Raw genomic sequence first — 26,083 nt, 5'->3', positions numbered from 1 at the left:
AGGAGCGTAACCACGCAGGGACCCCGCTCGTGCCGGAAGAAAACGGCATGAGCGGGTCGGGTGCGGAGGATGCAGCACAGCACGACCCCGGCAGGACCGATGAGATCGAGGTACCGTCTCCGATCCACGGCACGGTCCTGGCCAGGGTGCCGAATGAGCGGCCCGAGGCGGTGGCCGCGATCGTCCGGGAATTGCGTGAGCAGCAACGGGAATGGGAGGCGATCGGGCCTCGGGCCCGGGCCGGGTGGCTGCGCAAGCTCCGCGATTGGCTGCTCGCGCAACAGGACCACATTGCCGATGTGCTGCAGTCCGAGTCGGGTAAGCCGCGTGCCGAAGCGGACATCGAATTGCCGTTCGTGGCCGAGGCGATCAGTTATTTCGCCCGGCACGCAACGGAATTCCTCGCCGACGAACGCGTCCGGCCGTCAGGACTGCTGAGCACACCGAAGCGGATGATGCGGATCCACCGTCCTTACCCGGTGGTGGGGGTGATCTCGCCGTGGAATTTCCCACTGCTGATTCCCGGCGCGGACGCCGTCACGGCCCTGCTCGCCGGTGCGGCGGTGCTGCTCAAGCCCTCGGAGGTGACGCCGTTGACCGCGCTGGAATTGCAGCGCGGCTGGCGGGAGATCGGGGCGCCGCCGGTGTTCGCGGTGGTGACCGGCGACGGCGCGACCGGTGCCGCGGTGGTGGAGAACGTGGACTACGTCCAGTTCACCGGGTCCACCCGCACCGGGCAGGTCATCGCGCACCGGTGCGTGGACCGGATGATCCCCTACAGCCTGGAACTCGGGGGCAAGGATCCGGCGATCGTCCTGGCCGACGCGGACCTGGATCGCGCGGTGCGCGGAATCGCTTGGGGCGCACTGCTCAACTCTGGGCAAGCATGCGTTTCGATCGAGCGGGTCTACGTCGAGGCGCCTATCTACGACCGGTTCGTCGCGAACCTGGTGGACTACGTCGCCGCGCTACGCCAAGGCGACGACCGCGTGCACCACTCCGTCGACATCGGCGCCATGGCCACACCGGCCCAGCACGCGATCGCGCAGCGTCATATCGATCAGGCTCTCCGAGCCGGGGCCAGAGCGCTGATCGGTGGCGGTGATGGCTGCAACGGTGCCTTTCTCGCGCCGACCGTGCTCGTCGACGTCGACGAGACGATGTCGTGCATGCGCGAGGAGACCTTCGGGCCGACCATTCCGATCGTCAAGGTCGCCGACGCCGCCGAGGCCATCCGGCGCGCGAATCAGTCGGGCTATGGCTTGTCGGCGTCGGTGTGGACCCGTGACACGTCCCGCGGCGAGCGGATCGCCCGTGTGCTCGAGGCCGGTGCGATCAACATCAACGACACGGTCGCCAATCTTTTCGAGATGGGGCTGCCCCACGGCGGGTGGAAGCAGTCGGGATCCGGCGCACGTTTGGGCGGAGCAGCGGGCCTTCGCAAGTACACACGGCAGCAGGCGATCACCGCACCGCGCGTGCGTCCCCTGCCCTGGGAACCGCTGTGGTACCCGTACGGCCCGCGAAAGGCGCGGGTCGTGCGCCGGTTGCTCGACGCGGTCGCTGCGGCCGGCAGCGCGTCGATGTGGCGGCTTCCGGCGCGCAATCGATGACGAAACACACAGTCCCCGAACATCAATGAGCATCGAGCAGAGAAAACCGTGAATCCTTTCATCCTGGATGAAGACCACGTCGAATTCCGTGACAGCGTCCGCCGATTCGCGCGCCAGAAGCTGATGCCCGGCTATCTCGGGCGAGCCCAGCGCGACGAATACCCCTACGAGGAGGTCGAGCCGAAGGACCGCATGCTGTTCATCGTCGCGATCGAAGTGCTGAAGTGCCGTGCCGAGGGCATCGTCGCCTCGGACGACCTCGCCGACATCGGCTCCATCTTTGCCGGATTCCCGGCGTCGACCGGCGGCGCACTGCACTTCGCGTACTCCAATCACCTGGGCGCGCAAGGGTTCCTGGCCCGCGCGGCCGGACCCTCCGCCACCTACGACGACCGTTTCGACGCGCAAACACTGGTGAAAGCGGATGCGTTGGCGAACTGATTCCGCGGAACAGCGCGGGGAACGGGGCGAGTGTGGACCCGCCGCACTCGCCTCTCGACCTCGCCGGTCGGCCGGGCTGCCGCCCGATCGACCATCGTCCGAGCACCAGGGAGACCCGTTGTCCATGGAAAACCGTGCCCCGGAGCGCATTCCGGCCGAGAGCATGCGCTCGACGGCGGCGCGGAGGTGGGCCGGCTACCTGCTCGCCGGCGTGACGGTCGGCCTGCTGTGGGTGTTGCAAACCGGGCCGTTGTGGGAACACGGCCTCCGGCTGGGGGTCGTGCTCCTGGTGGTGCCGACCGCGGCGCACCTGATCAGACAGCGGTGGGCGGCCGGCAAGCCCACCACCGCTCCCCGGATATCCCTGCGACGGCTCTCCGCAGCGAAAGCCGCCCTCGTCGCGGCCGCGATGACAGCGACCTGGCTGCTCGAGCCGATGCTGCCCGAGGTCCGTCGGCTCGTCGGCCTCGCACTCGCACTCACCATCGCGGTCGGCGGTCCGTTGCTGCATCGGCACCTGACCGTCCCGCCGGTCGATGCGGGATCCGTCCGATCGTGAAAGGCAGAGCGTCCGCACAAACGACTGCGTTCGCGACCGCAGCCGCATCGGCGCTGGACTACTGCCGCCGCGCCTCAACGCGCAGGTACACCTCGCTGAAGGTCACCTTCGCCACCGCCGCGTGACATAGCCGAAGGTAAGAGCGGGAAAACGATGGAAGGCAGGCGATTTCGTTGAGCGGAACAATACCGATGACGCGCCGATCCCGTGTGACGGACATCGCCACCGAGTCGCGATTTCGGATGCGCTCGGCGGCCGGTGCGGTTATCGACGCCCGCGACGCGGTGTCGGCCGCGATCGCGGCGCTGACGCCGATGGTCCGAGAGCACGCCGAACGCGCCGATCGCGATCACGTTGCAGAGCAGGCGGTGATCACGGCGATAGTCGAGACCGGGCTGTTCACGCTTGTGCGTCCGCTCGCCGAGCATGGGCCCGCGGACCTGCTCGGCTTCTTCGAGGCGGTGCGCACCCTGGCGGCGGCCTGCCCGTCGACCGGCTGGGTTGCCGCGATGCTGGGTGCCGCGACGTGTCATGTCGCACTGCTGGAACCGCCTGCGCGACAGGAGGTGTGGGGATCGACGCCGAATACTCTGGTGACCGCGTCGCACGCGCCTGCCGGGCGGCTCACGCCCACCGAGGGCGGGTATCTGCTGGACGGTGAGTGGTCGAACGTGCCCGCGATCGAGCATTGCGGGTGGGTCATGCTGGCGGCGTTGACAACCGGATCCGACGGAGGTCCGGTCGGCCTCGCGACCGCTGTCGTGCCGCGTTCGCAGCTCGCCCTCGGCGACTATTGGAACACCGTCGGCCTGCGCGGTACGGGCAGCAGGCGCGTGACGGCACGGCAGACGTTCGTCCCCGCGCATCGGATCCGCTTCCCTCCCCAGCCCGGCGGTGCGGACATGGTCGGCACCGAGCCTCCGTCCGGTCCCTACCCACTCGCGATCGTGTACAGCCTGGCCGCGTGCATGCCGGTACTCGGCGCCGTCCAGGGCGCGTTCGAGGAGTACTTGGACCGTGCCGGTCAGCGCGCCGCGTTCAGCCTGGCTGGTGCGCGGTCGGTCACCGATCCAGCGATCCAGGCAGCAGTCGCGCGCGGGCTGGCCGAAATCGACGCGTCGATCCTGCAATTGGAACGGGACGCGAGTGAATCGACCGCCGCGGTGGCCGCCGGCACAGTACTCACAACGGAACTGAGGCTGCGCACTAGGCGCGACCAAGTACGGGCCATCGAGCGCGCGCTCGACGCCCTCGAATTGTTGCGGCGGTCGGCCGGGGCGGAGGCCATCCGCAAGGGCGCAAGCATCGAACGGGTCTGGCGGGATGTGCACACCGCAGCGGCCCACCTGGTCAACCAGCCCGAACCGGCTCTGCGGCTCTATGGCCGATGGGCGTTCGGGCTCGAAATCAGCGACGACATGGTGATCGTGTGAACCCGAGAACTTCCCACTACCCCAAGGAATTACGGTCCGAAACCAGATTGCGCGAAGGCGGGCCGCACGCCGAAGGCCCGCCGCCGTCGATGCTCGAACGCATGACGCTCATCCTCGATCTGTTCGACGATCGGTCGGTGCGCATGCGGCTCGACGAAGTCGTGGCGCACACCGGACTTCCGCGGTCGAGCTGCTACCGCATCCTCGAGCAGTTGGCCGGGCTGCGATGGCTGCGCCAGTGTCCTGGCGGGTATGGTCTGGGACCTCGCGCCCTGCGGCTGGGCGGCGGCCACGACACCGACGAGGATCTGCGCGTCGCGGCGCTGCCCGCACTCGAGGAACTGCATGCGTCCACCGGTGCGACAGCGTATCTCGGCCTCCTCGACTTCGACGAGGTTGTGATACTCGACCGGGTTACCCGACTCCCGTCTGCCTCGGCGGTCCGTGTCGGGCACCGCGCGCCCGCCTATGCGACCGCCCTGGGCAAGGCGCTGCTCGCGGGTATCGACCCGGAGGAGGCCGAGACGAGCCTGGCCGGCCGACTGCGACCGTACACGCCCGCCACCATCACGAGTCTCCCGGTGCTGTACGCCGAGCTTCACCGCATCCGCGCCCGCCATGGGCTGGCGTTCGACTGTGGTGAGCATCTGCCCGGAATCTACGGCGTCGCAACGGTCATCCGCGGTGCCGACGGTATCCGCGGCGCGCTCGGGGTGAGCACGCCCGGCACCGCCACCACCGTTGAACGATTCGCCCCGCTGGTCATCGAGGCGGCCCGGCGGGCGTCGTCGCGGCTGAACCCGGACGGCACCGAGCTGTCGTCATCGACGCCCGCCGACACGCTGGTCGCACAGGTGCTGGCACTGCTCGACGACGATGCTCTGCTGTGAACCGGTCAGCGGTGGGAGGACCCGCCCGAGGATCCGCTGCGGAGCCCGTTGGACGATCCGCTGGGGAGCCGGAGGATCGCGTCGGGGACGCCGGTGCCGTCCGGATCGACCAATCCGTTTTGCGCGTACGGACTTTCGCCCGGCGCGGATTGCAAGGTGATCAGATACTTGCGCACCCCGTCGACCAGTCCCGCACCACCGCCCACCAGAGTTCCCGCCAGTCCGCCCGCTCCGGAGAACACCAGCACCGCGGCCGGCACCGTCGCCACGCAGGCCGGGCCTATCACGGCGCAGGTGCTCAACCCCAGCACACCGCCGATCACCGCGCCCACCGCCATCCCGATGGCGGTGCCGATCAGCGGCCCCCGGCTGAGGCTATTGGCCAGATCGGTGAGCGCGAGCTGATTCTCGATCGGTGACCCGATCGGCCGCAGCGCCGCGGCCGGAACACCGCTGACGTCGGGAGTCAATGTGAGCGTTCGCTTTCCGTCGTCGATGCGCTGAGCCACGGGCACGCTCCCATTGCCGACGAACACCCTCAGCGGAATCGCATCGACCGCCAGTCCCGCGTTGTCGTGCACCTCGATCGACTGCCCGTCGGCGGCCACGGCGAAGCTCCCACCGTCCAGGACGGTCCGCACCGACTCACCGACCGCGCTGACCGTGTAGTGGACCGGCGGGCCGACGTCGGCGCGCCCGGGCCCGGCCGCGACGACGGCACCGGCACCCACCAGCGCGGCGAGTCCCGCGACCCCGAGCGAAGCGGTTCCATTGTGCCGGGCGGTCATCGGTTCTCCTCGGGTGCGCTCGCCGCGGGCTGGGAGCGATTGGGCAGGTACGGCGCGTATTTGCTCTCGCCCGGATTGGCCCGCAGCACCGTGAAGTAATCGAACAATGCCGCTGCCGCAGTGGGTCCACCACCGACCGCCAACCCGACCAGTCCGCCGACACCACCCATGAGGGTGACTACCGGCAACACCACCAGTGCGCACCCGAGAGTCAGGACTACGCAGGAGGCCCCCGCGACCGCGAATCCGACGCCCACACCGACCACCGCGCCGATCGCAGTGCCGATCAAGCTGCCGATCGAGGTGCCGATGCTCACCGAATTGATGAGATCGTTCATCGCCAGCTGATTTTCGAGCGGGGCGGCGACGGGCCGAATGTCCCGGTGGCGCACCGCATCCCAGTCGGGCGTGGAGACCAGCGACCGGCCGTCGGCGGAGATCCGTTGATCGATCCCGATCCGCTGCCCGTCCAACCGGAATGCCGATGGCAGCTCATCCAGGATCTGCCCGGCGACGTCTCGGATGAGGACCGAGGTCCCGTCCGGCGACAACGCGAAGGTCCCGCCATCGAGGGTGGTGGTGACCGAATCTCCGGTCGGCTCGGCGGAATACGACACCGCCGGTGTCGGAGCGGCAGCCGGGGGCGCTGCCGAGGCGCTGACGGAGGTCACCAGGCCACCGATGACGGCGGCGGAGGTGAAGGCGGCGAAAGCGGACGTCGTCGTCCTGCGTGAATTCATGGTGTTCCTCTGTAGCCGAATCATTCGATCAGCTGACGGAATGTGAGAGCGGTCACTTCGACCGAATGGAAGTTAGCGAGCCGTGAGCAGGAGTCACGCCACGATTTCGGTGAGTGGCATCCGACCGCGCCGCGGCCCGAGCCGGAGGTCAGCGGCACCCCGCGACTGTTCCACTCACCGAAACCGGATCTGAAGCAGCGGAATTCACGGGCACCCTGGCGGAGTCTCTCTCGCCTCTGACGCGAAGGCCCAATGCCGGCAACGTCCATCGTCGGCACCGCCGATGTGCAGCCCATTGCTCCGGGCCCGGCCATCGTCGCCCTACGGGCTGAGCCGGGATCTGGTGCCGCACAATTACGTTCGTCACCACGATTGGCCAGGCTTTCAGCCGGCGGCGATGTGGAAGCCGATGTTGCCGGTGACGGATTCGGGGGTCGTTGATTACACATTTAGTCCAGAAACGCGGACTCACATCACAATGGCGGTAACCAGTACCACAGCGGAAGCCATCACGAGCAGGGCCACCACCAGCGGTGTAATCCGGTGCATCCCGCTGTAGCAGTCCATCCGCAAGCGTCGCCCGCGCCTATGACCCGCGGCGGCGACAACCATGAGGACGAGCGCGGGCACCACGATCCCGATCTGGGCGGACCAGCCCACAAGCCGCGTCGAGTAATGCACGAACGCCAACGCCACCCCCATTGCCGAGGCCGCTGTCCGGCGCCAAGCCAACGCCGTTCGTTCGGCCTGCAACCCAGGATCACGCTCGCTCATGCCACCGCCACAGCCACGCCGACAAGCAAGCAGATCATCGTGATCACCCCGGCAAGCAGCACCATCAGGTTCGAGTCCGGCAGCGACCGATCATCACGAATGGCCGTATCCACCGCCCGCCAGCGTACGTACGCGCCCGCGGCCACCACCGCCGCGAGCCCGATCACCGCGGTGGCCACCACCGTGCGCATTACCGGAATAGCAAACGTACGCACCAGCTCGTGCACAGCAACGCCTCCCGCAAGCAATGCCAAAGAGGTTCGAATCCAAGCCAGGAACGTCCGCTCGGCAGCGAGCGTGAACCGGTAGTCGACCAACACGTCTTCGGCCCCGGGAACAGCATTGAGCGGCTTCGATTCTGGGTCACACGGAGAATCCATAGCATGCAGGCTCTCGAGCATCCGCCTACCGAAGAGCGCACGTCTCTCTCACCGAAACAAAGCGAGCCGGGCGACCCCGCGCATGGCGTCCGGGACTGCTGCAACACCGCCCCAGTCAGCGGACAATGATCAATCCCAAACCACCGCCATAAGCAGGCGGCCGAATTATCCACCCATTCCTGGAATCTGCTCCCGACCTCCCCCCTGAGATCCGTGGGCGGGGCGAATTATGAACGCCTGGTGCGACTTCCGGCCTTCTGGTCGGCGATCGGACGGACCGGCATCCCTGGTGTTGCAGCGGCACATCGTGAACGCCTTCGTCCGCTCGGGACTCAAATGATCACAGTCCGAACGCCCGCCGCGCGTTCCCGTCCAGGTACAGCTCCCGGGTCTCGTCGTCCAGGCCCAGCTGCCCCAGCCCGTCGAGCGCGTGCTGCGGCATGATCATCGGATAGTTGGTGCCGAACAGCACCTTCCGCCGCCCGCTCGTGGTCTTCAGATACGCGACCAACGCCGGCGGCAGCCGCTTCGTGGTGTACGCCGAGGTGTCGATGACCACGTTCTCGTGCTTGCGCGCCACCGCGATCATCTCCTCGGTCCACGGATAACCGACATGACCGCACACGATCGTCAGCTCCGGGAAATCCAGGGCGATCCGGTCGATATAGGGAATCGGCCGCCCCGGCTCCGAGGGCCGCAGCGGCCCGGTGTGCCCGACCTGCGTGCAGAACGGAATCCCCAGATCCACGCACGCCGCGTACAGCGGATAGAACCGCGCGTCGGTCGGCGGCACCTCCCACAACCACGGCAGCACCCGCACCCCCTTGAACCCCTCTTCCCGCACCCGATGCCGTAGCTCCCGCACCGACTCCATCGGCCGCCGCAGATCCACCGAGGCCACCCCGATCAGCCGGTCCGGCGCCTCCGCAACCCATTGGGCCACTTCGTCATTCGAGATGAGCACGCCCTCCGGCGCGCACCACGCCGACAGCAGCGCCCGATCCACGCCGCCGGCGTCCATGGCGGCCAGCGTGGCCTTCAGCGGAATCTCCTCCGACGGGATGACATCGCCGGTCCACCGCCGCAGCGAGTCGAAGATGTCACGCTCGAGAAAGCGACCCGTCGGATGCTGTGCCCAGGCGTCGATCGTCATCACTGACCACCCCACTGCTCTCCGGGTCCGCAGCGCTCGCCGGCTCCGGACCGTCCAGACATTCCAGGAACGCGGCCACCGCCGGATTGGTCTCCGCACTGCGCCACACCGCGTACAGATCCAGTGTGGGCACCGGATCCACGATTTTCACCGCAACCGGCATACTTCCCGGTCCACCCATCCCCATGGAGATGGCGCGCGGCAGCGAGGCGAACCCCACCAGCGGCCGCACCGACACCATGTGCGCGGTCGCCCCGGGATCATCGGCGTACTGCGTGACATTCAGCGAGATCCGCGACTGCGCGGCCGCCCGGAAGATGTTGTCGTACATGGCCGGGCACTGCTCCCGCGCGAACAGCACACACTCCTGGTCCTGCAATTCGGCGAACGGCACCCCCGCCCGGTCCGCCCACCGATGCCGCCTGCCCACCACCGCCACCAGCGGCACCCGATGCAGCAGCCGCCGGTACCGGAACTCCGGCGTGCCCGGATGGCCGTACACCATGGCCACATCCAGCGCGCCCTCCGCGAGCGCGGTGAGCTGCGGGCCGGTCCGCTTCTCCCACAGCGACACCTCGATATCGGGATACCGCTCGGTCATCCGGACCAGCGTGCCCGGCAGCACGTGCCGGCTCGCGGGCAGGTTGTAGCCGACATTGACCGTCCCGACCCGGCCGTCCGCCAGGGCCCGCGCCGCCCGTGCCGCCCGATCCAGCTGCGCCACGATCTGCCGGGCCTGTAGCTCGAACTCCCGCCCGGCCGGCGTGAGCCGCACCTCATGGGAGTTCCGCGCCACCAGCGTCACGCCGATCGACTTCTCCAGCTTCTGCAACTGCGCGCTCAGGCTCGGCTGCGTCAGATGCAGCCGCCGGGCCGCGCGCCCGAAGTGCAGCTCCTCGGCGAGGGTGATGAACGAGACCAGATGTCGGATCTCCATGGGCCGGCTCCTCGGTAATACCCGCCACGCTCGTCGCGATACCAGCCACGCTAGCCCCGGCAGGTAACCGGCGATGAATTGCGGATCTCCCCGGAACAAATGGCCGATGGCCTTCGTTGTACCTCCACGGCTCCAGGTCCGCGCTCCACGCGGGCACCCCGGAGTCAGGGGGCGAAAAAATCACCCGACAACGGCAGGTCCGTTGTGCCACCATGTTTTTCACCGATGATCAGCCGACCGTCACGGTCGTGACCAGCAGGAGAGGAGGAGACGGCAATGAATCCGAGGTTCAGCGAACAGTATCCGAGTTCGCCCGAACAGCGCGCCCTACTCGTGCGCCATGCCGAGCGCAGCCTGCGCGGCGGCGACCGGAACATCGGCCGTCTCCAGGCCCACGCGTAAGCGGGCAACTCCCTCCTTCTGTTCCATCCCTTTCACGAAACATGGTGACCCCCATGCTGTTCCGTCACGCCGACGACCCGGAGATAACCACCGACAACTGGATACACGCCGGAGTGCTGCTGCTCAACGCCTCCTACGAGGCGTTGACCACGATCCGCGCCGAGCGCGCGGTGGTGCTGCTGCTCGGCGGCGCCGCCGAGACCGTCACCGATCGGCGGCCGCACTTCCCGATCCGCTCGAAGCACCTGGAGCTGGCGCTGCCGGAGACCATCCGGCTGCACCGCTACATCTACCTCGAGCACCGGATCCTCGTGCACGACGACGACAGCCGCGCCACCCTGGCCGCGGTCCTGCGCCGCGACCGCTACCGCTGCGGGTACTGCAACGACTGGGCCCGCACCGTCGACCACATCCGCCCGCGCTCGAGGGGTGGGCCCAATACCTGGGCCAACCTCGTCGCCGCGTGCGGTCCCTGCAATACGTACAAGGCGGACCGGACTCCCGAGGAGGCCGGCATGCGCCTGCTGTGGGAGCCCAAAGCCCCCAATGACAGAGAACGGGCCCAGCGTCAGGTCTGGAAGGAACTGGCAGCGTCCTGAATCCCGGGACCGGGACCGATCTCGATGAACGAAGAACACCCGCACCGCGTGATCGGACATGAGAGGAGCGAGATCCGATGACGAACACTGCACTTCGGGAGCCGACCCTGGCGGATCTGCTCCCCATCTCCGACTCGAAGGACTACTGGCAGCGCGCGGCCTGCAAGGGTGACCCGAACCACGAGGCGTGGTTCCCGTACCCCTCGCAGGACTTCGACTACGCCCGCACCATCTGCGCGGCCTGCCCGATCCGCCGCGAATGCGGTGACTTCGCGGCCCGCACCGGCCAGTCCGGAGTCTGGGGCGGTCACGAGTACGACCGCGGCAAGCTGATTCGCGACTGACACCTCGGCGGTGACTCCCCTCGGAGTCACCGCCGTTGTCGTCGCTGGCCCGCCGGGTCCAGGCCGGTCGCACTGCGCGTAACCGCCTGGCACAGGTGGCTACCATCCCGTCAACATAGGATGGTCGCTCGTGGGAACTCATCGCGCCGCGGGCGGGTCACGAGGTATCAGCAAGGGACCGGTTATCGCAGTCGTCGCGGTGACAGTGCTAGCGCTGGCCGTCGTCGGCTGGGCGTGGCTGTCGGATCGATCCAAGGAGCGCGACAGCCGCGCCGCCGCCTCCTGCGTGGAGGGCACCGCCACCCTGAACGTGACCGTCGATCCCGACATCCTCACCCCGGTCAAGGCCGCGGCCGACCGCTTCAACGCCACCAAACCGCACGTGCGCGACCACTGCGCCGAGGTGGCCGTGGCCGCACAGCCCTCGGCCGCCATGGTCGCCGCCTTCACCTCCGGCAAGGCGTGGGATCCGGCGCTGGGCCCGCAGCCCGCGCTCTGGATTCCGGAGTCCTCCCGCTCGGTCGAGCAGATGCGCGTACCGGGCCTGATCGCGGGCAACCCGGCCCCCATCGCGGTCAGCCCCATCTCCCTGGCCGTCCCCGACGACCTGCGCCGCGCGCTCGAGACCGCCAAGGTGCACTGGTCGGACCTGCCTCGGCTGCAAGAGGGTTCGCTCGCCGACCTCGGGCTGCCCACCTGGGGCAAGCTGCGCCTGGCCATGCCCGCCGGGGACGGCTCGCTGGCCATCGCGGCCGCGGTCGGCTCGGGCGTCTCCGGCACCGATCCCCTCGACGAGAAGGCCGTCGCCACCGGCCAGGTGGTCTCGGCCATCTCCGGCCTGGCCGCGGGCGCACCCGCCGCCAAGGACGTGGCCGGCGCGCTCACCGACCTCTCGGGAGCCCCCGACCCGGCCACCGCTCCAGTGCACGCGGTGGCCGCCACCGAGCAGCAGATCCGGGCCCGTAACGGGCTGACCGCCTTCCGCCCCGACGGCGCGGGCCCGGTCGCCGACTACCCGGCCGCCCAGCTCACCGGCTCGTGGGTGGACCAGACCCAGAATCTGATCGCGGGCCTGTTCGCCGACTTCCTGCGCGCCCCCGACCAGTCGAAGCTGTTCACCGACAACGGTTTCGGCGCCGCGCCCCCGGCCACCGCCCCGGTCCCGGCGAAGGCGGTCCTGGACAAGGTGGGCCAGATCCTCGCCCATCCGGTGCTCGGTGTGCAGGCCACCGTGCTGCTCGACGTTTCGTCCTCCATGTCCACCACCGAGGGCTACGGCACCCGTCTAGCCAATGCGGCCGCGGCACTGGAGTCCACGATGGGCGTCATGCCGCCGGGCTTCGGCCTGGGCGTGTGGGAGTACTCGAAGAACCTCGACGGGAACAACCCCTACAAGGTCCTGACCCCGACCGCGCCGCTGTCGGACGATCAGCGCACCGCCATCAGCCAGGCCCTGACCACGGTCACCGCGAGTACCTCCAAGCCGGACCGCACCTATCCCACGCTGCAGGCCGCCTACAAGAACGTGCTCGCCAACTACGCCGCGGCCCGCACCAATTCGATCCTGCTGATCACCGACGGCCCCGAGGACGATTCCACGGTCACCGGCGATCAGCTGCTCGCCGACATCGCCGCCTTGACGGATCCGGCGCATCCGGTGCGGATCGACGTCATCGTGGTCGGCGGGCCCGGCACCCAGACCCTGCAGACCCTCACCCAGCGCACCGGCGGCACCTACACCAAGGTGAACACCACCGCGGAGCTGCCGTTCGGCACCGCGGTCTCACAGGCGCTGACCACGCCCTGACCGGCCCTAATTCCAGGGCGGCAAGGGTACGGCAACACGGCGGCAGCGCTTTCCGCATTCGCCAGCAAACCCGTGGCATATTCGGCGAATGGCACAAAGCACTGGTCCCGAACCCACACTGAAACAGGGCTTCGCCGCCGGAACGACGATCGCGGCGGGCATCCTGCTGCTCGTCGTCGGCGCGCTGTCGATCCTGCAGGGCATTTCCGCGGTGGCGTCGGACGACCTGCTGGTCGTCGGCTACGACTACGTCTACAAGATGAACACCACCGGATGGGGCTGGATCCACATCGTCCTCGGCATCCTCGAGATCGTGGTCGCGATCGGCCTGCTCCGGGGCACCACCTGGGGCCGGGTCGCCGCCCTGGTCCTGGCGGCCCTGTCCATCGTGGAGAACTTCCTCTGGATTCCCTACTACCCGGCCTGGTCGCTGCTCATCATCGCGCTCGACGTCGTGGTGATCTGGGCCATCTCCGCCTACAAGCCCGTCACCGTCTGAGCCCCGGCGCGATGACCGTGCCCGCGGCACCGCCGCGCCGATAGTGCCTGCGGCACAACGGTGAAGCGCCCCATCGGCTCCGGAACCGATGGGGCGCTTCACTGTTCGACGGTCAGTCGCCGATCACTCGGCGTACGCGTCCAGCGGCGGGCACGAGCACACCAGATTGCGGTCGCCGTAGGCGCCGTCGATGCGGCGCACCGAGGGCCACACCTTGGCCCGGGCGTGCTTCACGCCCATCGGGTAGACGGCGAGTTCGCGGCTGTAGGGGTGATCCCATTCGCCCACCAGGCATTCCGCGGTGTGCGGCGCGCCGCGCAGCGGGTTGTCCTCGACCGGCCAGACCCCGGCCTCGACCTGGTCGATCTCGCCCTTGATGGCGATCATGGCGGTGATGAAAGCGTCCAGCTCTTCGAGGTTCTCGCTCTCGGTGGGCTCCACCATGAGGGTGCCCGCGACCGGGAAGCTCATGGTCGGAGCGTGGAAGCCGTAGTCCGCCAGGCGCTTGGCCACATCGTCGACGGTGACGCCGGTGCGCTTGGTGATCTCACGCAGATCCAGGATGCACTCGTGGGCGACCATGCCGTTGTCGCCGGTGTAGAGCACCGGGAAGTGCGGATCCAGCTTGCGCGCAATGTAATTGGCCGAGGCGATGGCGGTCAGGGTGGCGCGGCGCAGGCCGTCGGCGCCCATCATGCGGATGTAGGCCCAGGTGATCGGCAGGATCGAGGCCGAGCCGTACATGGCCGCCGACACCGCGTGCGAACCCTTTTCGAGGGGATTGCCCGGCAGGTACTGCGCCAGGTGCTCGCGCACCGCGACCGGGCCCACGCCCGGGCCGCCGCCGCCGTGCGGGATGCAGAAGGTCTTGTGCAGGTTCAGGTGGCTGACATCGCCGCCGAACTTGCCCGGACGGGCCAGTCCGACAAGGGCATTGAGGTTCGCGCCGTCCACGTACACCTGGCCGCCGGCCTCGTGCACCAGCCCGCACAGCTCGGCCACCTCGTGCTCGTACACGCCGTGGGTGGACGGGTAGGTGATCATGATGCAGGCCAGCCGCTCGGCGTGGTCGGCGATCTTGGCGCGCAGATCGTCGAGGTCGATGTCGCCGTTGGGGCGGGTTTTCACCACCTCCACCCGCATGCCCACCATGGCGGCGGAGGCGGCATTGGTGCCGTGCGCGCTGGAGGGGATCAGGCAGGTGTCCCGGTGCGAGTCACCGCGATCCAGGTGGTAGCGGCGAATGGCCAGCAGGCCCGCGTACTCGCCCTGGCTACCGGCATTGGGCTGCAAGGAAACCCGGTCGTAGCCGGTGACCGCGCACAGCCAGCCCTCCAGGTCCTCGATCAGCTTGATCAGGCCCGGGGCGTCCTCGACGGGGGCGTAGGGGTGCACCCGGTTGAAGCCCGGCCAGGTGATGGACTCCATCTCCGCGGCCGCGTTCAGCTTCATGGTGCAGGAGCCGAGCGGAATCATGCTGCGGTCCAGGGCGATGTCCTTGTCCGACAGCGCGCGCAGGTAGCGCAGCATGGCGGTCTCGGTGCGGTACCTGGTGAACGCGGGCGCGGTCAGGTACTCCGAGGTACGGACCTCGATGTGCGGGCGCTGCTTGCCGTGGAAGAGCGCGCCCTCCGGGCCGACCGGGATCTCCGCGCCGAAGCAGTCCAGCACGTCGACGATGTGGGCGTCGGTGGTGACCTCGTCGCAGGCGATCGCCACATGATCGGCATCGACCAGCCGCAGGTTGATCCCGCGCCCCTTCGCCTTGGTCACAATGGATTCCGCACCCGCGGGCACGTGCACCAGCACGGTGTCGAAGAAGCTCTGGTGCACCACCGCGTCGCCGAGTCCGGCGGCCAGCCACTGGGCGTGGCCGTGCACCCGGCGCGCGAGCGAGCGCAGCCCGTCCGCGCCGTGATACGAGGCGTACATGGCGGCCAGGATGGCCAGCAGCACCTGCGCGGTGCAGATGTTCGAGGTCGCCTTCTCGCGGCGAATGTGCTGCTCACGGGTCTGCAGGGCGAGCCGGTAGGCCGGGTTGCCGTCCGCGTCCACGGAGACGCCGACCAGGCGGCCCGGCAGCTGCCGCGCATGCGCGCTGTGCACCGCGAGGTAGCCGGCGTGCGGCCCGCCGAAGCCCAGCGGCACGCCGAAGCGCTGCGTGGTGCCGAAACAGGCGTCCGCGCCCTGCTCCCCCGGCGGCGTAATCAGCGTCAGCGCAAGCAGATCCGCGCCGACCGCCACCAGCGCGCCCCGCGCGTGCGCGGCCTCGATGACCGGCGCCCAGTCCACGATCCGGCCGGACGCGCCCGGCTGCTGCACGATCACGCCGAAGAAGTCGCCTTCGGGCAGCTGCCCGGCCGCCAGGTCGGCCTCGACGATCTCGATGCCCAGCGGCTCGGCCCGGGTGTAGAGCAGCGTCCGGGTCTGCGGGAACAGATCGGTGTCGATGAGCAGCCGCTCGGACTTGCTCTTGCGGTTGGCCCGCTGCAGCAGCGTCATGGCCTCGGCCGCCGCGGTGGCCTCGTCCAGCATGGAGGCGTTGGCGACCTCCATGGCGGTCAGGTCGGCGACCATGGTCTGGAAGTTCAGCAGCGCCTCGAGCCGGCCCTGGCTGATCTCCGGCTGGTACGGCGTGTACGCCGTGTACCAGGCCGGGTTCTCGACGAGATTGCGCAGCAGCACCGGCGGGGTGAGGGTGTCGTAGTAGCCCAGCCCGATCATGGAGGTGGCCACGGTGTTCGAATTCGCCAGCGCCGCAAGCTCGGCGAGCGCCTCGTGCTCGGAGAGCGCGGCGGGCAGCGCGTTCAGCCCGTTGCCCTCGGGCGCATCCAGGATGCCGGCGGGCACGGCCCGGGTGGCGAGTTCGTCCAGCGACTCGACGCCCACGGTCTCCAGGATGCGGCCGGTCTCGGCGCTGTCGGGGCCGATGTGGCGGTCGGCGAAGGATCGAGTCCAGATCACGGCTGTTCTCCAAAGGGGTGGGCGGGGGTCGGCCCGGCGGCCGACGTGTCTTCTGCCCTCCCCCTCTGTCCTCGATGCCTGAGAGATTCGGACCCCGGCCTTGCGGCCGTTGACCTTTCACCATGGGCGGGTGACGCGAGGTCACCACTTTCCAGAGGCGTCGAAACTCCGCACGGTCCCTGGTGCCTGAGAGATTGACGGGGAGGTGCTGCTCCTTCGGCGTCCGAGACTATCCCCGGAACTCTCCCGCACGGCTGCGACGCACTGTCAGTCTAAGCGGCGCCAGGTTACAAGAATGTTGCCTGGGCAGGTTTCAGACTGTGGCGCAGTTCAAAAGGCCCGCCCCGGATACCCGAAACGCGCGCCGCAAGAAGCGACGCGCGTCCGGAAAAGGGTGCCTAGCCGGTCTTGCTCATGCGGGCCTTGCGGCGGAAGGACAGCTCGTCCTCGGGACGGTCCGAGGTGGTCGCGGTCTCGGCACGCTCGGCCGGGAAGTTGGCGATCGCTCCGGTGAGTTCGCGCATGGCGCCGCTGACGGCGATGCCGAACACGCCCTGGCCACCCTGCAGTAAATCGACCACCTCTTCGGCGGAGGAGCACTCGTAGACGGTGGTGCCGTCGGAGAAGAGGGTGATACCGGCGAGGTCTTCGACGCCCCGGCTGCGCAGGTGATCCACGGCGATGCGGATGTTCTGCAGCGAGATGCCGGCGTCGAGGAGCCGCTTGACGATCTTCAGGACCAGGATGTCCTTGAACGAGTACAGCCGCTGGCTGCCGGATCCGGTGGCACTGCGGATGGACGGGACGACCAGTCCGGTGCGGGCCCAGTAATCGAGCTGGCGGTAGGTGATGCCGGCCACCTGGCAAGCGCTGGGCACGCGGTAGCCGACGAGTTCGTCGGGCACCGTGTCATCGGGGAACAGCCCTGGCTGCACCACATCCTGAGGTTGCGGTTGATCTCCCACTGACTACTCCCTTACTGCTTACCTATCAGGGCTCGGGCTCTGTCAATCGACGCTGGAGCGTTGGCCTAACAATCGAGGCTACTCCCCTGATTGTCGCGGCAGAATCGGCACCGGCAAAGCTTGATCAGCCGCGTGTTTTTAACCCTAAACCTGAGGTAGAGACCCTGTTTTGTCCCGTTTGGAGATCATTACCAGGTCAGGAACTGGTCAGCTGTCCGTGGCCTTGAAATCGTCGGGAGATACCGATTCGAGAAACTCCTTGAACTTCTCGACCTCGTCCTCGCGCTCGTCCGGCATGACCAGTCCGGCCTCTTCCAGCACCGGCTCCTCGGCATAGATCGGGCAGCCCACCCGCAGCGCGATGGCCACCGAATCCGAGGGCCGCGCGGAGATGCGCAGATCGTTCTCGAAGACCAGGTCGGCGTAGAAGGTGCCCTCCTGCAGATCCACGATCCGCACCTCTTTGAGGGTGTGCCCGAGCTCCTTGATCAGGATCTTGATCAGATCGTGGGTCAGCGGGCGGATGGGCGTGACGCCCTCCTGCTCCAGCACGATCGCGGTGGCCTCGGCCTGGCCGATCCAAATAGGTAGGTAGCGGTCGCCGGAGACCTCTCGGAGCAACAGTACGGGCTGATTCTGTGGTTGTTCGACACGGATGCCGATCACACGCATTTCGCTCATCGCACTGCCTCCCAAGATCCTCACCGGCCGCCCAACCCGGCTGTAATACCGAGTCTAGGCGAAGAATTCAGCCCCCGAGGGAAGCGCGCACAGAGGTCTTCACCAGGCAGGTGTGCAGAGTCAGCGACAATGCCGCCAACTCGCGGACCGTCTCCTCGGCCCGGGCGCGGGCATCCGCGTCGCGGCTCTTGGCGATCGGCGCCGCGATCTGCGCGACCATGGCGGCCTCGCGATCGGCGGCCAGTTTGAAGGCGCGCAGATGCCTTGCCTCCAAACCGAATTCGCTCAGAGCCTTGGCGGTGCGGGCCAGCGTGACGGCGTCGCCGTCGAAATAGCCTGCGGCACCGGGGGTAATGAGGTTGGCGCGAATCAGCTCGGTCAGGAACTTCTCGTCGATGCCCGCCTGCTCGAGCAGATCCGCCCGGGTGATCCGGATTTCGTGGTCGAACCGGAGCTCCTCGGGCGATACCTCACCGGGCACGGCGGTCAGCCGCCGCAGGCGGCCGCCTCCATTGGGCGACAGACCATCTCTCGTGTCGGGCCCAGGTCTGGAATCGGGCACGGCCCCTCCCACGGCGTTCGCCCGGGCCCGGGCCTCCCGGACCCCGAGCGTCGCCGCCCCACTGTCGATCGCTTCGAGCTGTTCCTTGATCACCTTCAACGGCAGGTACTGATCCCGCTGCGCGGTCAGCACGAAGCGCAGACGCTCGACGTCCGCCACATGAAAGCGGCGGTACCCCGAGGGCGTGCGCTCCGGGCTGATCAGGCCCTCCGACTCCAGGAATCGGATCTTGGAGATGGTGATGTCCGGAAAATCCGGACGCAGGAGATCCAGCACGGAGCCGATCGACATGCCTCCGCGCGTCCACTGCGCTGCGCCAGTCATTCCGCTCGGTCCTATAGACCCGAGTCGCTCGTCGCCGGTCGCGGTCCCGTCAGGAAGACGAGACGGAACTTGCCGATCTGGACCTCGTCACCGTTCTGCAGCTCCGAGGAATCCACCGGCTCCCGGTTGACGTAGGTGCCGTTGAGGCTGCCCACATCGACGACCTGGAAGGTGTCGTCGTCCTGGCGGAATTCCGCGTGACGCCGGCTGACGGTGACATCGTCCAGGAAGATGTCGCTGTCGGGATGGCGTCCCGCCGAGGTGGTCGGCTGGTCGAGCAGGAAGCGCGAGCCGGCGTTCGGACCACGCTTGACCACCAGCAGGGCCGCGCCCGCGGGCAGGCCCTCCACTCCCTGCACCGGCTGCTCGCCGGTCTGCTCGGTGCGCGACGTGTCGACCTCGTTCAGGAAGTCGGCACGGAACACCGAAGTGGTCTCTGCTGCCGTTTCCTGGTAACCCGGGTCCTTGTTCTCGCTCACCCTTGCTCTCCTCCTCGAACCGAATAATCCATGCAAGCAGTTGATGCCCTCAGCGATGCGGCACTCCGGCCGCTCCCCGCTTCGGGTAGGTCCGGATAATCCGGACACCGGCTGCGCGCACTTCTGTTGGCATTGACCGTACCCTGCCAGGGCGTACCCGTGCAGGTAGAACTGTGAAGGCTCCTTCAGCCTCCGATAACTCCTTGATAACCTGCGGCATCGAGGAGCTTTCCGAGCGCTGCTTCGAGCGCCTCGGCGGACTCCGCCTCGACCTCGAAGAGCCACCCGTCGCCGTAGGCGTCGGAGTTGACCGTCTCGGGTTCGGCATCCAGAAGATCGTTCACCGCAACGACTTTCCCGGCCAGCGGGGCGTAGATGTCGGACACACTCTTGGTGGATTCGATCTCGGCGATGCTGTCACCGCTCGCCACGTCGGAGTCCACCGCCGGCAGCTGCACGAACACGACGTCACCCAGCTGCGACTGCGCGTAATCGGTGATACCCACCCGCACCCGGGTCGGACCCACTTTGCTCACCCACTCGTGCTCTTCGGAGTAGCGCAAATCCTCGGGTACTGCGGTCACTGGCAGTGTCCTTTCAACGGGCGTTCCTCTCGGGATCGTCGTCGATCCGTCCGCCGCACACCCTATCGGGAGTGATCATGGTGTGGCACGGGCGGTATCGCTCGGGCCACGGCGACGGCTTTGCGGAGATACAGGATTCCGGTCCAGACGTAGACCGCCGTGCCCCAGATCAAGAATGCCCCACCGAACGCGCGGCCGAAACCTGCCGCCGCCCAGTCCATCTGCCCCGCCAGCAGCCAGGGCAGCGCGGACATCAGCGCGAAGGTGGCGGCCTTGCCCAGGTAGATGACCTCGGGCGGGGGGAGGTTGCGGCGCCGGTAGATGCCGAGGGTGAGGGTCAGGATCGCATCGCGGCCGACCAGGATCAGCACCACCCACCAGGGCAGGATGCCGCGAATCAGGAAGCCGCCCAGGGTCGCCAGCAGGTAGAGGCGATCCACCAGCGGGTCGAGGATGGCGCCCAGTTTGGACGACTGATCCAGCAGCCGGGCCAGCTTGCCGTCCAGGAAGTCGGTGATGCCGCTGAGAACCAGCAGCGTGAAGGCCCAGCCGTCGGCTTTCTCGGCGAGCAGCAGCCACAGGAAAACCGGGACGCCGATCAGCCGGATCACGCTGAGCACGTTGGGCACGGTGAGGATGCGGTCGCTGTAGACCGGTTCGGCATTCCGCTCGGTTGTCACAACCCGGTCATACCCCAATCGCTGCGCCATCTCCATCCGGGCACGCCACCGCGCCGCCGCCGGAGCCCACCGATATGTTCGCTGTCATACTCACCCGATGAGAGAATGACATCAGTATTTTCTCATCGTATTGGAGGGTGCGAATTCGCGGGGCGTGCTGCGGTTCGGGCCCGAGTGGTGAAGGCTGATCGGTACAGCCCAGGGAGAGGAAAGACCATGCCCGACTTCGACTATGACGTCGTCGTTATCGGCTCCGGGTTCGGGGGGAGTGTGAGCGCGCTGCGCCTGAGCGAGAAGGGCTATCGGGTCGCCGTGCTGGAATCCGGCCGCCGCTGGAACGCCGAGGACATCCCCAGGACGAACTGGAATGTGCGCAAGTCGATCTGGGCCCCGCGGCTGGGGCTGACCGGCACCCAGCGCATCAGCATTCTGGGCAAGTGCGCGGTGTTCTCGGCGGCGGGCGTGGGCGGCGGGTCGCTGATCTACGGCAACACCCTCTACGAGCCGCTGCCGGCCTTCTACACCGACCGGCAGTGGGCCCACATCACCGACTGGCGCTCGGAGCTCGCGCCGTACTACGACCAGGCGCAGCGCATGCTGGGCGTGGCCCCGAATCCGCGCATGACCCCGGCCGACGACGTGATCCGTTCGGTGGCAGAGGATCTGGGCGTGGCCGACACCTTCCACGCCACCAATGTGGGCGTGTTCTTCAACGAGGCCGCGCCGGGCGAGGAGGTGGACGACCCGTACTTCGGCGGGGCGGGACCGCGCCGGGCCGGCTGCATCCACTGCGCGCGCTGCTTCACCGGCTGCCCGCACAATGCCAAGAACACCACGCCCAAGAACTACCTGTACCTGGCCGAGCAGGCCGGCGCGCACGTGTTCGAGCTGACCACGGCCACCAAGGTGCGGCCCATGACCGGCGGCGGCTACGCCATCGAGACGCAGCGCTCGGATCGCTGGATCCGCAAGGGGCGCAAGGTGTTCACCGCCGAGCAGGTGGTGTTCGCGGCGGCCGCGCTGGGCACCCAGAAGCTGCTGCACAAGATGCGGGACGAGGGTGTGCTGCCGAACCTGTCGCCGCGGCTGGGCGAGCTGACCCGGTCCAACTCCGAGGCCATCCTGAACGTGGTGAGCAAGGCCCGCGACGACTTCGCCGAGGGCATCGCCATCACCTCCTCGATCCATCCCGAGCCCGACACCCATGTCGAGGTGTGCCACTACGGCAAGGGCCAGAACGGCCTGTTCCCGCTGTCGGTGCCGCTGGTGGACGGCGGCGCGTTCCGGTTCCTGCGCTTCCTGCTGGCCATGCTGCTGCACCCGGTGGTGTTCGCGCGCAGTCTCAATGCCCGCCGGGCGTCGGAGAAGTCGGTCATCCTGCTGGTCATGCAGTCGCTGGACAACTCGCTGACCTCGTTCCGGCGCTGGGGGCAGCTGAAGACCAAACAGGGCATGGGCAAGCCGAATCCGACCTGGATCCCGCTCGCGCACGATGTCGGCCGCCGCTTCGGGGCGAAGGTCGACGGCGACGTGCAGATGCTGGCCATGGACGTGTTCAACATCCCGGCCACCGCCCACTACATCGGCGGCTGCGTCATCGGCGAGGGCCCGGAAAGCGGTGTGGTGGACCCGTATCAGCGCGTGTACGGCCATCCGGGCCTGCATGTCGCCGACGGCTCGGCGGTGACGGCGAACCTGGGCGTGAACCCGTCGCTGACCATCACCGCCCAGGCCGAGCGCGCAATGGCGTTCTGGCCCAACCGAAACGAGGCCGATCCGCGGCCAGAGCTGGGCGCCGCGTATCGTCGGATCCGCCCCGTCGCGCCCAAGCACGCGGTGGTGCCGGACTTCGCGCCCGGCGCGTTGCGACTGCCCCTGTTCCCGAACGATCACGAGCTCTCCGCGAACTGAGCGCGGCGGCGTGCCCGGCGGTAATTTGGGGTGTTGTGCCCGTACCATTTCCCGGTATCGATTCGACGAGGAAGGTGAGAGCCGATGCTCGTCCGAGTGCAGAACGCCGCCGGCAGCCACGCCGAGAAGGTGCTCATCGATTGGCTGCGAACCTGGAAGGGCAGCACCGATCCCAAGGGCGTCGCCACCGTCAATTGCAGTCTGTTCCACGGCGATAAGCTGCATCCGTTCGACGCGGTGGTGTGGACGCCGACCAGCTGTGTGGTGATCGAGGCCGAGGCGCTGTCGGAGCGCATGGACGGCGAGCTCGAGATTCCGGTCAACGGCCCCTGGCGGGTCGGCGACCGGATCATCACCTTCGAAGGCGGCGACAAGCGCAGTCCGCTGGACAAGTCCCGCGATCACACCTTCGCGCTGCAGAACTGGCTGGCCGAACGGGGACTCGGGCAGCGCGTCATCCACGGCATCGTGCTGGTGGTGCCGGCGCCCGGTTCGAATCTGCGGGTCACCCAGCTGTGGAACGATCCCAGCTTCCAGGTGCTGCTGGGCGACGAGCGGCGGCTGCGCGACCACTTCACCAGCCTGCTCTCGCGCGGGCGGCCGCAGTGGTCGGCCAACGACGTGGCCTGGGCGTTCCGCGGTCTGGGCATCCTGCCGTACCTGCCCGCGCCGCAGGATCTGCTGAACGAGGGCTTCCTGGGCCCGGTGGATCCGACGCTGTGGCACGGCGGTCCGCAGCAGGCCCAGGCCGAGGCCTTCGCCGAGGAGCAGGCCCGGCTGGAGCGCGAGCACGCGTCGGCACGCGGTCTGAACATCCCCGAGCCGTGGTTCAGCCCGCGCAAGCTCTACCCGCGCCGCAGCGACCGGATCGAGGTGACCCGCGGGCTCATGCGGGTGATGCTGACGCTCGGCTTCCTGGTGGCTGTGCTGTGGGTGGTGTGGTTCATCATCGCGGGGGCGGCGTCGTATTAGACAGCGCCGCAACCGGTGTAGCCGTGAAGTAGCGGAACGGTAGGTAGAGGGCGGTCACGAGCGCGACCGCGGCCGCCGTTCCGCCCAGGACATCGGTCGGATGGTGGTATCCGAAGCCCACCATGCCGATCATGACGGCCGGCAGCACCACCACCATGACGATCACCGTGCCGGTCCGCACGCGGGCGGATTCGGCCACGAGCGCGAAGGCGGTGACGACCGCGACCAGCTGGACGGTGTGCCCGCTGGGGTAGGCGAGATAGTGGTCGAGCCTGCGGTCCCAGAACGGTTTGAGCGCAAAGGTATTGACGGCCACCACCAGCTCGGGGGCCACCAGGGCGAATCCGGCCTGCCACCATTGGCGGCGGTAGGCGAACCACGCCGCGGAGGCGCACAGCAGCGGCAGGACGACGTAACTGTTACTGGGGAACACCAGGACTCGGTACACCCACGTGTACGCGTCCAGCCCCGAGTGGATATCGCGCTCCAGCACCAGATCCGCGCTCGTCGACCCGCCGCCCGCCGGAAACGACAGCGGCACAAGCACAGTGACGATGACCCCCGCCAGCACGACAGCGGGCAGGGCGGCACGGCGTATCCGGTGATCCGGCGGGGTGGGGGCGGGCGCGGTCGATCGAGTCACGGCTGCACGATACCGACGGCCCGCCCGCGCCTCAGGATCGGCGCTCGAGCAGCATGCGCCGCAGCAGCCCGATCGCATGCCACAGCACCGCGGACATATGGGCGGTGAACAGGGCCAGCAGCAGATAGGCCAGCCAGGAGTGCAGCGTGCGCAACTGTGCGTAGAGGTGCGCGTTCTCCGGCGCGATCGCGGGCAGATGGATGCCGCCCCCGATCCGCACCGGAATCCCGGAGGCCGACACCAGCGCCCAGCCGACGACGGGCTGGAGCAGGAACAGCGCGTACAACGACAGCTCCGACGCCATCGCGATCCGGCGCTCGGCCGGTGACAGCGCCGCCGGGGCGGGCGCCCGCCGCAGCAGCCGGTTGACCAGCCGCGCCACGCCGAGCACCAGGATGGCGATGCCGACCGTCCGATGGACGCTCAGCAGCACGCCGTAATCCCCGACCGATCCGACCAGGGCGGCCCCGAGGAACAGCATGGCCACGATGAGCACGGCCATCAGCCAGTGCAGCGCCCGCGTGGTCAGGTCGAAATGGCCCGCCCGCGGGGTGGGCTCGGCGGGCGCCGTGGCGTCGGCCTCCGGCCCGTCCGGTGTCGTCGGATCCGCTTCGTCGACCGTGGTCCCGGCCGGTTCCATCGCCCCGCTCATGCCAGACCCTCCACCCGCAGCGGCTGCCGGGTCGCGGTCTCGCCCGCCCGGCGTCGATACGACTCGGCATAGGCGGCCGAGCGGGCTTGCAGCACATGGTCGTCCGAGGCCGCAATGCCGTTCGGCAGGACCAGCGGATCGAAGTTGACATCCCGCACATTGGCCGCGGACTCGCTCTGAACCCCGGTCAAAACCAGTGTGCCGGTGTCGATGCCGCGTCGCTCCGCCGGCCAGGGGATGGTCGGGTCGTGTGTCGGATCGGTGCCGCGATTGCCCACCACCGCGATCAGTTTCCAACGCAGCGATTCCCGGCGGAGGTCCCGGACCAGCCCGGTGAAGAGCTGATCGTCACCGGATGCACCGGTGGCGCCGGTGGTTTCGGGTTCGAGCCGCCAGCGGACCGGAGTCCGGGTGCCATCCGCGTCGACGCATTCGAAGGCGTTGAGGCCGTGGAAGGTCGAGGTGGCGAAGCTCGCCGTCGGCGGGTTCCGCTTGATGACCTCCAGTGCGGCAGCGGTTTTCGGGTGGGTGGCCAGATAGGCGCGGACTCGCTCCGGATCCGGTTTCCCGGTGGCCGGGTCGGGCGCATAGGCCGCGGTCCGGTCGTGGAAGTCCTGGGCGGAGGCGTCGGTGAAGACGGGGATATTGAGCAGCGCCAGCCGCCATTCCTCACCGGCGGGCAGGGTGATCCGCAGTCCGAGCCCCCGGCGCGCGTCGAGAACGTCGGGCGCGAACGGCTTGCCGCCCGCCAGCGAGAACCGCCCGTCCACCGGGTAGCTGCCGGGCCGGAACACCGCGGCCGTCGACAGCTCGGTTCCGGCCCCGTTGCTCTCGAAGCGTCCCGCCACCGCGACGCCCTTGGCATGGTTGCGCCGATAGCCCGGGACGAAACCGTTGGCGGCCTGCAGGCCGTCGACGATGCGCCGGGCGGTCAGCCGCGCCGGGCCGATGGCATTCTCCGCGAACAGGAATCCGCCGACGCCGGCGGTTCCCGCACCGGCGATCACCGCCGCGGCCAGCAGCGCGCGCCGATTCAGGCGTAGCGGACCGTTCTCCTCGCCCATTCGTATCTCCTCGTGTCGATCGTCGAAACGGGAGAGACAATGCCGCGCGAGCGGGTGCGGACGCCAACCGACACGGCGGGTATCGGCGCGACTTCACGGTTCCGTAAGAACTCGCGCGCCGTGGACGGTGGCGACGATCAGCCCGACCGTGCCGTCGCGGCTGCGGGTCCCAGCTCGGCATGAGTTCGGTCCGGGGTGAGACGGCCTTGATTGTGTGGATCGTGTGTGCAATCTCTCAACGAT

At 68.3% G+C, this 26,083-nt stretch carries 27 protein-coding genes and 1 riboswitch; of the genes, 11 read left to right on the top strand and 16 right to left on the bottom strand.

Annotation, left to right across the window (positions count from 1 at the left end; translation table 11 throughout):
* Positions 1-47 precede the first annotated feature (47 nt).
* The 5 genes from ACWEKS_RS33070 (at position 48) to ACWEKS_RS33050 (ending at position 4,936) form a co-directional block, all read left to right on the top strand.
* Positions 48-1,613: an aldehyde dehydrogenase family protein gene (locus ACWEKS_RS33070; RefSeq protein ID WP_452343722.1), complete on the top strand. Its 1,566-nt coding sequence runs from the start codon at positions 48-50 to the stop codon at positions 1,611-1,613.
* Positions 1,614-1,661: 48 nt separating this feature from the next.
* Positions 1,662-2,054, top strand: a complete 393-nt coding sequence (locus ACWEKS_RS33065; RefSeq protein WP_452343721.1) for a hypothetical protein — start codon at positions 1,662-1,664, stop codon at positions 2,052-2,054.
* Between the two features lie 124 nt (positions 2,055-2,178).
* Positions 2,179-2,613: a hypothetical protein gene (locus tag ACWEKS_RS33060; protein WP_452343720.1), complete on the top strand. Its 435-nt coding sequence runs from the start codon at positions 2,179-2,181 to the stop codon at positions 2,611-2,613.
* A gap of 191 nt (positions 2,614-2,804) precedes the next feature.
* Entirely contained in the window at positions 2,805-4,046 is a 1,242-nt protein-coding gene (locus ACWEKS_RS33055; RefSeq protein WP_452343719.1) for a 3-hydroxy-9,10-secoandrosta-1,3,5(10)-triene-9,17-dione monooxygenase oxygenase subunit, read from the top strand.
* A complete protein-coding gene (locus ACWEKS_RS33050; protein WP_452343718.1) occupies positions 4,043-4,936 on the top strand; it encodes an IclR family transcriptional regulator in 894 nt (297 codons plus the stop codon). The genes ACWEKS_RS33055 and ACWEKS_RS33050 overlap by 4 nt, the downstream gene beginning before the upstream one ends.
* Before the next feature lie 5 nt (positions 4,937-4,941).
* On the opposite strand, the gene ACWEKS_RS33045 is transcribed toward ACWEKS_RS33050, so the two are convergent.
* The 6 genes from ACWEKS_RS33045 to ACWEKS_RS33020 all read right to left on the bottom strand — a co-directional run bounded on the left by ACWEKS_RS33045 (position 4,942) and on the right by ACWEKS_RS33020 (position 9,708).
* Complete coding sequence (locus ACWEKS_RS33045) at positions 4,942-5,724, bottom strand: hypothetical protein (protein WP_452343717.1); 783 nt, start codon at positions 5,722-5,724, stop codon at positions 4,942-4,944.
* Positions 5,721-6,464 carry a hypothetical protein gene (locus ACWEKS_RS33040; RefSeq protein ID WP_452343716.1) on the bottom strand — a complete coding sequence of 248 codons (744 nt, stop codon included), beginning with the start codon at positions 6,462-6,464 and terminating at the stop codon, positions 5,721-5,723. The genes ACWEKS_RS33045 and ACWEKS_RS33040 overlap by 4 nt, the downstream gene beginning before the upstream one ends.
* 468 nt (positions 6,465-6,932) lie before the next feature.
* Positions 6,933-7,238, bottom strand: coding sequence for a DUF202 domain-containing protein (locus ACWEKS_RS33035; RefSeq protein ID WP_452343715.1), 306 nt, complete (start codon positions 7,236-7,238; stop codon positions 6,933-6,935).
* Positions 7,235-7,639 carry a YidH family protein gene (locus ACWEKS_RS33030; RefSeq protein ID WP_452343714.1) on the bottom strand — a complete coding sequence of 135 codons (405 nt, stop codon included), beginning with the start codon at positions 7,637-7,639 and terminating at the stop codon, positions 7,235-7,237. Before ACWEKS_RS33030 ends, ACWEKS_RS33035 begins: the two co-directional genes overlap by 4 nt.
* A 319-nt stretch (positions 7,640-7,958) precedes the next feature.
* The gene (locus tag ACWEKS_RS33025; RefSeq protein WP_452343713.1) at positions 7,959-8,771 is read right to left on the bottom strand and encodes an amidohydrolase family protein; all 813 of its coding nucleotides are present in this window, start codon (positions 8,769-8,771) and stop codon (positions 7,959-7,961) included.
* Positions 8,719-9,708: a LysR family transcriptional regulator gene (locus ACWEKS_RS33020; protein WP_452343712.1), complete on the bottom strand. Its 990-nt coding sequence runs from the start codon at positions 9,706-9,708 to the stop codon at positions 8,719-8,721. Before ACWEKS_RS33020 ends, ACWEKS_RS33025 begins: the two co-directional genes overlap by 53 nt.
* Positions 9,709-10,163: 455 nt before the next feature.
* Here ACWEKS_RS33020 and ACWEKS_RS33015 point away from each other — a divergent pair, with 455 nt between their 5' ends.
* From ACWEKS_RS33015 to ACWEKS_RS33000, 4 genes are all read left to right on the top strand, one after another.
* Positions 10,164-10,709 carry an HNH endonuclease gene (locus tag ACWEKS_RS33015; protein WP_452343711.1) on the top strand — a complete coding sequence of 182 codons (546 nt, stop codon included), beginning with the start codon at positions 10,164-10,166 and terminating at the stop codon, positions 10,707-10,709.
* Between the two features lie 77 nt (positions 10,710-10,786).
* Positions 10,787-11,053 carry a WhiB family transcriptional regulator gene (locus ACWEKS_RS33010; RefSeq protein ID WP_354831710.1) on the top strand — a complete coding sequence of 89 codons (267 nt, stop codon included), beginning with the start codon at positions 10,787-10,789 and terminating at the stop codon, positions 11,051-11,053.
* 199 nt (positions 11,054-11,252) lie between these two features.
* Complete coding sequence (locus ACWEKS_RS33005; protein ID WP_452343710.1) at positions 11,253-12,860, top strand: VWA domain-containing protein; 1,608 nt, start codon at positions 11,253-11,255, stop codon at positions 12,858-12,860.
* Between the two features lie 88 nt (positions 12,861-12,948).
* Entirely contained in the window at positions 12,949-13,359 is a 411-nt protein-coding gene (locus ACWEKS_RS33000; RefSeq protein ID WP_452343709.1) for a DUF7144 family membrane protein, read from the top strand.
* Positions 13,360-13,482: 123 nt separating this feature from the next.
* Here the strand turns inward: ACWEKS_RS33000 and gcvP are convergent, their stop codons facing one another.
* The 7 genes from gcvP to ACWEKS_RS32965 all read right to left on the bottom strand — a co-directional run bounded on the left by gcvP (position 13,483) and on the right by ACWEKS_RS32965 (position 20,628).
* A complete protein-coding gene (gene gcvP, locus ACWEKS_RS32995) occupies positions 13,483-16,323 on the bottom strand; it encodes an aminomethyl-transferring glycine dehydrogenase (protein ID WP_452343708.1) in 2,841 nt (946 codons plus the stop codon).
* Positions 16,324-16,486: 163 nt separating this feature from the next.
* Positions 16,487-16,582, bottom strand: a riboswitch (glycine riboswitch).
* 139 nt (positions 16,583-16,721) lie between these two features.
* Positions 16,722-17,288: a MerR family transcriptional regulator gene (locus tag ACWEKS_RS32990; RefSeq protein WP_354850586.1), complete on the bottom strand. Its 567-nt coding sequence runs from the start codon at positions 17,286-17,288 to the stop codon at positions 16,722-16,724.
* 207 nt (positions 17,289-17,495) lie between these two features.
* Positions 17,496-17,969, bottom strand: coding sequence for a bifunctional nuclease family protein (locus ACWEKS_RS32985; protein ID WP_040807814.1), 474 nt, complete (start codon positions 17,967-17,969; stop codon positions 17,496-17,498).
* A gap of 67 nt (positions 17,970-18,036) precedes the next feature.
* Positions 18,037-18,822: a transcriptional regulator FtsR gene (gene ftsR / locus ACWEKS_RS32980; RefSeq protein WP_364625020.1), complete on the bottom strand. Its 786-nt coding sequence runs from the start codon at positions 18,820-18,822 to the stop codon at positions 18,037-18,039.
* A 44-nt stretch (positions 18,823-18,866) separates the two neighbouring features.
* On the bottom strand, positions 18,867-19,334 hold the full coding sequence (gene garA, locus ACWEKS_RS32975; RefSeq protein WP_354850581.1) for a glycogen accumulation regulator GarA: 468 nt from the start codon (positions 19,332-19,334) through the stop codon (positions 18,867-18,869).
* A 185-nt stretch (positions 19,335-19,519) separates the two neighbouring features.
* The gene (gene gcvH, locus ACWEKS_RS32970; RefSeq protein WP_364625017.1) at positions 19,520-19,918 is read right to left on the bottom strand and encodes a glycine cleavage system protein GcvH; all 399 of its coding nucleotides are present in this window, start codon (positions 19,916-19,918) and stop codon (positions 19,520-19,522) included.
* A gap of 62 nt (positions 19,919-19,980) precedes the next feature.
* Entirely contained in the window at positions 19,981-20,628 is a 648-nt protein-coding gene (locus tag ACWEKS_RS32965; protein ID WP_452343707.1) for a CDP-alcohol phosphatidyltransferase family protein, read from the bottom strand.
* A gap of 186 nt (positions 20,629-20,814) precedes the next feature.
* Here ACWEKS_RS32965 and ACWEKS_RS32960 point away from each other — a divergent pair, with 186 nt between their 5' ends.
* Both ACWEKS_RS32960 and ACWEKS_RS32955 read left to right on the top strand, forming a co-directional pair.
* On the top strand, positions 20,815-22,509 hold the full coding sequence (locus tag ACWEKS_RS32960; protein WP_452343706.1) for a GMC oxidoreductase: 1,695 nt from the start codon (positions 20,815-20,817) through the stop codon (positions 22,507-22,509).
* An 84-nt stretch (positions 22,510-22,593) separates the two neighbouring features.
* Positions 22,594-23,481 carry a nuclease-related domain-containing protein gene (locus ACWEKS_RS32955; RefSeq protein ID WP_452343705.1) on the top strand — a complete coding sequence of 296 codons (888 nt, stop codon included), beginning with the start codon at positions 22,594-22,596 and terminating at the stop codon, positions 23,479-23,481.
* Here ACWEKS_RS32955 and ACWEKS_RS32950 read toward each other — a convergent pair.
* From ACWEKS_RS32950 to ACWEKS_RS32940, 3 genes are read right to left on the bottom strand one after another with little or no spacing between them, the layout of a single operon-like run.
* Positions 23,456-24,124 carry a phosphatase PAP2 family protein gene (locus tag ACWEKS_RS32950; protein WP_452343704.1) on the bottom strand — a complete coding sequence of 223 codons (669 nt, stop codon included), beginning with the start codon at positions 24,122-24,124 and terminating at the stop codon, positions 23,456-23,458. The two genes, ACWEKS_RS32955 and ACWEKS_RS32950, sit on opposite strands and share 26 nt — an antisense overlap.
* Before the next feature lie 31 nt (positions 24,125-24,155).
* Positions 24,156-24,776 carry a cytochrome b gene (locus tag ACWEKS_RS32945; protein WP_452343703.1) on the bottom strand — a complete coding sequence of 207 codons (621 nt, stop codon included), beginning with the start codon at positions 24,774-24,776 and terminating at the stop codon, positions 24,156-24,158.
* The gene (locus ACWEKS_RS32940) at positions 24,773-25,840 is read right to left on the bottom strand and encodes a catalase family peroxidase (RefSeq protein WP_452343702.1); all 1,068 of its coding nucleotides are present in this window, start codon (positions 25,838-25,840) and stop codon (positions 24,773-24,775) included. Before ACWEKS_RS32940 ends, ACWEKS_RS32945 begins: the two co-directional genes overlap by 4 nt.
* Between the last annotated feature and the right edge of the window lie 243 nt (positions 25,841-26,083).

This window comes from Nocardia sp. NPDC004711 (assembly GCF_053601595.1).
This window is presented reverse-complemented; position numbering and strand designations above follow the sequence as displayed.

Bases quoted from the DNA above. Each gene is read 5' to 3' on its own strand.
- ACWEKS_RS33055 (WP_452343719.1), top strand. From the start codon at position 2,805: ATGACGCGCCGATCCCGTGTGACGGACATCGCCACCGAGTCGCGATTT.
- ACWEKS_RS32960 (WP_452343706.1), top strand. From the start codon at position 20,815: ATGCCCGACTTCGACTATGACGTCGTCGTTATCGGCTCCGGGTTCGGG.
- ACWEKS_RS32955 (WP_452343705.1), top strand. From the start codon at position 22,594: ATGCTCGTCCGAGTGCAGAACGCCGCCGGCAGCCACGCCGAGAAGGTG.
- ACWEKS_RS32940 (WP_452343702.1), bottom strand. From the start codon at position 25,840: ATGGGCGAGGAGAACGGTCCGCTACGCCTGAATCGGCGCGCGCTGCTG.
- ACWEKS_RS33030 (WP_452343714.1), bottom strand. From the start codon at position 7,639: ATGCTCGAGAGCCTGCATGCTATGGATTCTCCGTGTGACCCAGAATCG.
- ACWEKS_RS33070 (WP_452343722.1), top strand. From the start codon at position 48: ATGAGCGGGTCGGGTGCGGAGGATGCAGCACAGCACGACCCCGGCAGG.
- ftsR (WP_364625020.1), bottom strand. From the start codon at position 18,822: ATGTCGATCGGCTCCGTGCTGGATCTCCTGCGTCCGGATTTTCCGGAC.
- ACWEKS_RS33045 (WP_452343717.1), bottom strand. From the start codon at position 5,724: ATGACCGCCCGGCACAATGGAACCGCTTCGCTCGGGGTCGCGGGACTC.
- ACWEKS_RS33010 (WP_354831710.1), top strand. From the start codon at position 10,787: ATGACGAACACTGCACTTCGGGAGCCGACCCTGGCGGATCTGCTCCCC.
- ACWEKS_RS32985 (WP_040807814.1), bottom strand. From the start codon at position 17,969: ATGAGCGAAATGCGTGTGATCGGCATCCGTGTCGAACAACCACAGAAT.
- ACWEKS_RS33060 (WP_452343720.1), top strand. From the start codon at position 2,179: ATGGAAAACCGTGCCCCGGAGCGCATTCCGGCCGAGAGCATGCGCTCG.
- ACWEKS_RS33025 (WP_452343713.1), bottom strand. From the start codon at position 8,771: ATGACGATCGACGCCTGGGCACAGCATCCGACGGGTCGCTTTCTCGAG.
- ACWEKS_RS33035 (WP_452343715.1), bottom strand. From the start codon at position 7,238: ATGAGCGAGCGTGATCCTGGGTTGCAGGCCGAACGAACGGCGTTGGCT.
- ACWEKS_RS32945 (WP_452343703.1), bottom strand. From the start codon at position 24,776: ATGAGCGGGGCGATGGAACCGGCCGGGACCACGGTCGACGAAGCGGAT.
- ACWEKS_RS33040 (WP_452343716.1), bottom strand. From the start codon at position 6,464: ATGAATTCACGCAGGACGACGACGTCCGCTTTCGCCGCCTTCACCTCC.
- ACWEKS_RS32965 (WP_452343707.1), bottom strand. From the start codon at position 20,628: ATGGCGCAGCGATTGGGGTATGACCGGGTTGTGACAACCGAGCGGAAT.
- ACWEKS_RS33020 (WP_452343712.1), bottom strand. From the start codon at position 9,708: ATGGAGATCCGACATCTGGTCTCGTTCATCACCCTCGCCGAGGAGCTG.
- ACWEKS_RS33015 (WP_452343711.1), top strand. From the start codon at position 10,164: ATGCTGTTCCGTCACGCCGACGACCCGGAGATAACCACCGACAACTGG.
- ACWEKS_RS33000 (WP_452343709.1), top strand. From the start codon at position 12,949: ATGGCACAAAGCACTGGTCCCGAACCCACACTGAAACAGGGCTTCGCC.